This is a genomic window from Actinomadura sp. SCN-SB, from assembly GCF_043906805.1.
Taxonomy (GTDB): Bacteria; Actinomycetota; Actinomycetes; order Streptosporangiales; family Streptosporangiaceae; genus Spirillospora.
Genome location: NZ_JBIMPP010000065.1, coordinates 37,366 through 43,980, shown reverse-complemented (window position 1 = coordinate 43,980; position 6,615 = coordinate 37,366). Strand labels below are relative to the sequence as shown.

4 protein-coding genes are annotated in these 6,615 nt (G+C 72.8%); 1 reads left to right on the top strand and 3 read right to left on the bottom strand.

Translation table 11 applies throughout. The features are described 5' to 3' along the window. The 3 genes from ACGWYJ_RS31245 to ACGWYJ_RS31235 form a co-directional block, all read right to left on the bottom strand. A partial coding sequence (locus ACGWYJ_RS31245) for a hypothetical protein (RefSeq protein WP_395110042.1) occupies window positions 1-2,416 on the bottom strand: 2,416 nt, incomplete at its 3' end. Beyond that, window positions 2,413-4,203: an HSP90 family protein gene (locus tag ACGWYJ_RS31240; protein WP_395110041.1), complete on the bottom strand. Its 1,791-nt coding sequence runs from the start codon at window positions 4,201-4,203 to the stop codon at window positions 2,413-2,415. The genes ACGWYJ_RS31245 and ACGWYJ_RS31240, both read right to left, overlap by 4 nt. A gap of 325 nt (window positions 4,204-4,528) precedes the next feature. Continuing rightward, complete coding sequence (locus tag ACGWYJ_RS31235) at window positions 4,529-5,518, bottom strand: malate dehydrogenase (protein ID WP_395110040.1); 990 nt, start codon at window positions 5,516-5,518, stop codon at window positions 4,529-4,531. A gap of 100 nt (window positions 5,519-5,618) precedes the next feature. On the opposite strand from ACGWYJ_RS31235, the gene ACGWYJ_RS31230 reads away from it, so the two are divergent. After that, window positions 5,619-6,581, top strand: coding sequence for an ornithine cyclodeaminase family protein (locus ACGWYJ_RS31230; RefSeq protein ID WP_395110039.1), 963 nt, complete (start codon window positions 5,619-5,621; stop codon window positions 6,579-6,581). Window positions 6,582-6,615 lie beyond the last annotated feature (34 nt).

Below are 6,615 nucleotides of genomic sequence, written 5' to 3'. Positions count from 1 at the left end.
CCTGCCTGCGGGCGCGGACGGCGCCGTACGGGTCGCCCGCCGTCTCGAACGCGTCGGCCGCCGCGCCGAACCTCTCGGCCGCGAGGGCGTCCTTGTCGAGGGCGGTCAGCACCTCCCCCGCCATCTCCAGCAGGCCCGCGGCGGACAGCGGGTCGTCGCCCTCCTCGCCCGCCAGCTCGGTGAACAGGTCGGCGGCCTGTTCCTCGCCCAGTTCCCGCTGGGCGTGGGCCAGCAGCAGCCGTGCCCTGCGGAAGGCGTCGGGGTCGCCGAGCCGGCTCAGGACCGGCATGGCCTCCTCGGCCGTCTCGGCGGCCTCCAGGTGGCGGCCGGTCGAGTAGTACGCGCCGGCCAGATCGAGCCGCGCGTACGTGGCCTGGGGCATGGCGCCCGCCGCGGTGAACCCGGCGACCGCCTCCGCCGAATCGGGTACGGCGTCACCCGGGCGCTCCATCATCAGCAGCAGGCTGCCGCGCTCGGCGTGCGCGACGGTCGCCGGCCAGGCGTTGCCCGCCTCCCGGGCGGACGAGACAGCCTCGTCGAGCAGGCCCAGCGTCTCGTCCAGGATCTCCTTCCGCCCTTCGGCGGTCTGGCCCGCCCGGTGCGACAGCACCTTGGCCAGCAGCAGGCACGTGTCCGCGAGCTGCCCCTTCTCATCGAGGTCGGCGAAGAGCGCGCGGGCCTTGCGCAGCAGCGGCTCGGCGGTGTCCGTCTCGCCCGTGGTGAGGTACGTACGGGCGCGCATCAGCAGAATCTCACCCGCGTCCAACGGTGCCTCGGGGTCCAGGCCGTCCAGGGCCGCCCGTGCCTCTTCGGCACGGTTCTCGTTCAGCAGCGTGCCCGACAGGCGCAGGCGGGCGGCGAGCGCACGCCTGGTGCCCGCGGCGTGCTCGTCCAGGTAGGCGGCACTGGCGTTCAGCAGCGGGAAGCCCTCGTCGGTCCGGCCCTGACCGCACAGCAGCGCGCCGACCCGGCCCAGCGCGGCATGCCGGGAGACCAGGTCATCGGCCTCCTCGTAGAGCTCCGCCGCGCGCCTCCACTCGGCCACGGCCCCGTCGATGTCGGCCTCGCCGTACCGCCGCGCGCCCTCCGCGTCCGTCCGCCGGGCCCGCTGCAGCGTGGTGAGCTCGGCGGACGCCGCCAGCTCGTCGAACCGCAGCCAGGCGGGGACGGCGCGGTCGATTCGCCCGTCCTGCCACTCCCGCTCGCCGATGTCCAGCAGGGCGTCCAGGTCGTGGACGTCCGCGTGCGCCCCGACGGTGCCCGTGGGCGGCGAGGGGACGGTGACGCTCGCCGGAGCCCGGTCGTACTCGGTCAGCGGCAGGCGCTCCACCCAGGGCTCGGCGTTCAGCACGTCCCGGACGACCGCGCTCTGGTGCTCGTTGCCGTTGCGCGCGTCGAACCTGGCGGCCAGTTCCTCGGCCCGCTTGGTCAGCTCGGCGCGCAGCTCCCCGACGGCCACCTCCACCGGCTCGGCGCCCTCCTCCGCCGCCGGGCGGACGATCGTCAGCCCGCCGTGCCCGATCTCCTCCACCCTCCGCAGCAGCAGCGCGGCGGTGGCCGAGAACCACAGGTCGGCGTACGGGGTGGGCGCCCGGTCGAGCCACCCCAGATGCCGCTGGACGATCTCCAGTCCGCGCGCCTCGTTGCCCGTCCGGGCGCAGAACTCCACATGATCGCCGATCAGCTCCAGCTCGCTCAGCCGGGACCGCAGCAGCCGGTACGCCCGCAGGTGCGCGCCGCGCGCCTCCTCCAGCCGCCCCGAGCGCACGTACACGCGCAGCATCTGGGTCAGGATCGTCTGGGGCTGCTCCGTACAGGTCAGATCCTCGGTGACCACCGGTTCCGCGATGGCCAGCGCCTCCTCGTCGCGGCCCCGCCAGTCCAGGAAGGAGACCTTGAGGCCCGGGTCGCAGCCCTCGCAGTCCGACAGCGCGTCCCGCGGGGTGGTGTGCCACAACGCGAACCAGCGGTCGGCCGCGTCGGCGTTGCCGAGATGCTTGGCCACCAGCGTGCGCCGCCCGTACACGGCCTGAAGGCTGTGCCCGCCCATCTTGTAGCGGCGCTCCATGTCGTCCAGGACGGCACGGGTCCGGTCCAGCGGCACCTCGGGGAAGTCCGTCAGCGAGTCCACGATGCCCTTGAACTCCCACAGCAGCAGATGCGCCGCTCGGGCACCGTAGAACGCCGGGTCGGCGTCGTACTCGGCCAGGCACCGGCTGAACGCGCCGAACCGCTTCACCGGCTCGGCGCCGTACCCGTAGGCGGTGCCGAGGGCCATCCGCACGTCGAAGATCAGCGCCCTGTCGCCGGCCTCCTCCGCGCGGCGCAGCGCCTCCTCCACCACCACCGTCCGCGCCTCGCCGTAGGGCAGTGAGTACGCCCGTTCCATCAACTCCTGGACCTGCTCGAAGCTCACGTGCCCTCTCCAGATTCCTGTCCACCCGTACCGTGCACGGCCCACTCCAGCAACCCGAGGAAGGAGCGGTTCAGCGCCGCGGTGTCGGCGGGTCGCAGCGGATGCCGGCCGTACAGCAGCGCCTGCCCGTACAGGCCCTGCACCGCCAGCTCGATCAGCGCCTCGTCGGTGAGGGAGGTGATCCTCCGCGCCAACGGGTTGCGGTGGTTGAGCACGAGCTGCGGACGGTCCGCGGTGACGGCGCCGCTCAGCGCGCCCAGCACGTCCGACCACAGCTCGTCGGCCATCTCCCTGGCCTCGGTCATCTCCTCCTGGTACTGGGCGGCGCGACTGGTCAGGTACAGCGCGGGCAGCGACGCCGGGTCGAAGTCGCGGATCACCACCTCGCACCGGAGCCGTTCCACCGCGCGCTGCGCCGCCGCCAGGAACGGCCGCAGCTCCAGCTCCGCCGCGGGGTCCAGGACGCCGAAGTGGGTGGTCAGCTCGGCGGCGTCCAGCCGGAGCAGCGCCGCGTCCGGGTCGATCGCGGGCAGCCGCTCGATGATCTCGGTGTCGTGCACGTAGCCGCCGTTGACCAGGCCCACGCCCTGCGCGCCCGACACCGCCGACAGCCGCCGGAACTCCTCCACGCTGGTCACGTACCGCGCCTTGGGGTGGCGGCGGCGGAACTCGGCCAGCGTCATCGGGCCCGCCGAGGTCTCGAAGTCCAGCCAGCGGTCCACGATCCGCAGCATGTCGTCGTCCTGCAACGCCATGGCCTTGACGCCGAGCTGGTGGAGCCGCAGGAAGCCGCGCAGCCGGACCGGGTCGGTCTCCGAGAGCCGCACCAGCCACTGCCGCAGCCGCTCGCCCAGGGCCCGCCGCGTGGACTCCAGCAGCTCGTCCTCGTACAGCGCCTCCCGGCTCGCCGTGGGCCGCAACTCGCTCGCGTCCACCACGCACCGGACGAAGAACGCCCACTCCGGCAGCAGCGCCTCGACGTTCTCGGCCAGCAGCATCCGCTTGAGGTACACACGATGCGCGCCGCGTGCCGTGGGCGCCACCGGCTGGGGCAGCACGAACGCCACGCCCGTCAGGCCCGCCTCGGGAACGTCCAGATCGATCACGTCGTAGGGGACGAACCCGTACAGCTCCTGGCAGTAGGCGTCCAGGGCACGGCGGCGGCGCGCCGGATCGGGATGCGCCGCCTGCCACACCGGCCCCTCACCGGTGATCGCCTCGCCGTCCACGGTGAGGCCGACCGGCAGCAGCGACCCGTACGAGCGCGCCAGCCCCTTCACGATCTCCGGCCGCAGCAGCTCGGCCGACCCGGGACGGGCGCGCAGCGAGACCGTCGTGCCCGGCGCGTCACGGTCGGCGGGATCCACCCGGTAACGACCGTCGGCGTACCCGGTCCACCGCACGGCCCGCTTCGGCGCCCCGTCCCGCGCCGACCGGGTCACGACCTCGATCTCGTCGGCCACCAGGAAGCCCGACAGCAGCCCGATCCCGAACTGGCCCAGGAAGTCGTGCCGGGCGAACCCGAGCTCGTCCCGCTTGGACGACCGCCCGATCGTGGCGAGCAGCCGGTGGACCTCCTCCTCGGTCAGCCCGATCCCGTCGTCGTGGACCCGCAGCCCACCGCCGCTCGTCTCGATCCGCACCGTCCCCGGCCCGCCACCGCGCGCCGTGATGGCGTCCACCGCGTTCTGCAGCAGCTCCCGCAGGTAGACCCGCGGGCTGGAGTACAGGTGCCTGCTGAGCAGGTCCACCACACCACGGAGATCGACCTGAAACGCCTGTTCCACGCTGCCGTCCCTTCACCCCGAGATCAGGGTGAAGCCTAACGGCGACTTCGGACACCTATGCCCCGATTTTCCCCGCCCGCACGGCCGCCCGACCACCGAGACCGCCTCCGGCGATCCCAGCACAACCACCCCAGCCCGCAACCCCAGCCCCGAACGGTCGCCCAAGCGCTGCGATCGCGACCGAAGGCAGGTTCCGAGCCTGCGAGGAACCTGATCGCGAAGCGAGCCCCTAGGGCGAGTCGAAGCGATGCAGCGATCGCCGCAAGCACGACAAGCGACGAGCCCCCAGGCGAGGAGCACAGCTCGTGCTTGCCATAAAACCAGACTAGATCAGCCCGAGCTTTTGGACGGCTTCGCGTTCTTCCGCGAGTTCGGCGACGGAGGCGTCGATGCGGGCGCGGGAGAAGTCGTCGATCTCCAGGCCCTGGACGATCTCCCATTCGCCGCCGCGGGTGGTCACGGGGAAGCTGGAGACGAGGCCCTCGGGGACTCCGTACGAGCCGTCCGACACGACGGCCATGGAGGTCCAGTCGTTGTCGGGGGTTCCGTGCACCCAGGTGTGGATGTGGTCGATCGCGGCGGAGGCGGCCGAGGCGGCGGAGGACGCGCCGCGGGCCTCGATGATCGCGGCGCCGCGCTTGGCGACGGTCGGGATGAAGTCGTTCTCCAGCCAGTCCTGGTCGTTGACGGTCTCGGCGGCGTTCCTGCCGGCGATCTCGGCGTGGAACAGGTCGGGGTACTGGGTGGCGGAGTGGTTGCCCCAGATCGTCAGCTTGGTGATCTTGTTGACGGGGACGCCCGCCTTCTTGGACAGCTGGGCCAGTGCCCGGTTGTGGTCGAGCCGGGTCATCGCGGTGAACCGGGACGCGGGGACGTCCGGCGCGTGCCGCTGCGCGATCAGGGCGTTGGTGTTGGCCGGGTTGCCGACCACGAGGACCTTGATGTCGTCGGCGGCGCCCGCGTTGATCGCCTCGCCCTGCGGCTTGAAGATGCCGCCGTTGGCCTCCAGCAGGTCGCCGCGTTCCATGCCCTTGGTGCGGGGACGGGCGCCTACCAGCAGCGCGACGTTGGCGCCCTCGAAGGCCCTGGTGGGGTCGTCGAAGATGTCGATCCCGGCCAGCAGCGGGAACGCGCAGTCGTCCAGTTCCATGGCGGTGCCCTCGGCCGCCTTCACGGCCTGCGGGATCTCCAGCAGGCGGAGGCGTACTGGGGTGTCGGCGCCCAGCATCTGGCCCGATGCGATACGGAACAGCAGCGCATAGCCGATCTGACCTGCGGCGCCGGTGACGGTGACGTCCACTGGGGTGTTGGTCATTGCCTCTGTCTCTCGCTGTCGAGATAGTTCCCGGTCAGGCTATCGCGCACGGCGACCCCGCTTCTGGGTGCCCCCATGGGCGGACATTAACCTGCGGGCCGTGACGGAACTCCTCATGCTCAGCGCCGCCGATGTCGAGAAGGTCTTCGATGTGAGCCTGGCCATCGAGTCCCAGCGGGAGGCGTTCGGCGCGCTCGGGCGGGGGGACGCCCGGCTCGCGCCCCGCGCGCTGCTTCCCGGGCCGGACGGCGACATCGCCTTCTCGTACGCGTCGCGGCTGCCCGGGACCGGTCCCATCGGCAAGTTCGGCAGCGTCAATCCGGGCAACGCGGCGCGCGGCCTTCCCAGCGTGCACGCCCTGGTCACGGTGCTCGACCCGGACGACGGACGGCCCGTCGCGATCATCGAGGGGGAGGCGGTGACCACGCTGCGCACCTCCGCGGCCAGCGCCGTCGCCGCCGACCACCTCGCGGTGCCGGACGCCTCGTCCCTCGCGGTCATCGGCCACGGCGTCCAGGGACGGGCGCATGTGCGCGCCCTGGCTCAGGTCCGTCCCCTGACAAGGGTGCGCCTGGCGGGGCGCGACAAGGCGGCGTGCGCGCGTGCCGCCGCATCGCTCGGCGCCGAGCTGGATCTGCCCGTGGAGGCCGTTTCCTCGGCGCGTGAGGCCGTTTCCGGCGCCGGGCTGGTGGCGACGTGCACGACGAGTTTCACGCCCGTTCTGGAGGCGTCCTGGCTGGCGCCGGGCTGCACCGTGCTGAGCGTCGGCTCGTTCGCCCCCGACCGGCGCGAGGTCGGCCCCGACCTGCTCGACCGTGCCGCCGCCGTCGTCGTGGACGATGTCGCGACCGCCCGCGCCCAGGCCGGTCCGCTGGTGGACGTCCCGGACCTGGACCTGGTCCCGCTCGGCGACGTCGTCACCGGCGCCGCCGCCCCGCGCCGCTCCCCCGACGACGTGATCTTCTACAACAGCGTGGGCCTGGGCGTGCAGGACGCCGCCGCGGCCGCCCGCATCGTCGCCCTCGCCGCCGAGGCGGGCGTGGGGCGCCGCGTAGCCCTGTAAGGGCGTCCGGGAACGCCGAAGGCCGCCCCGGGAT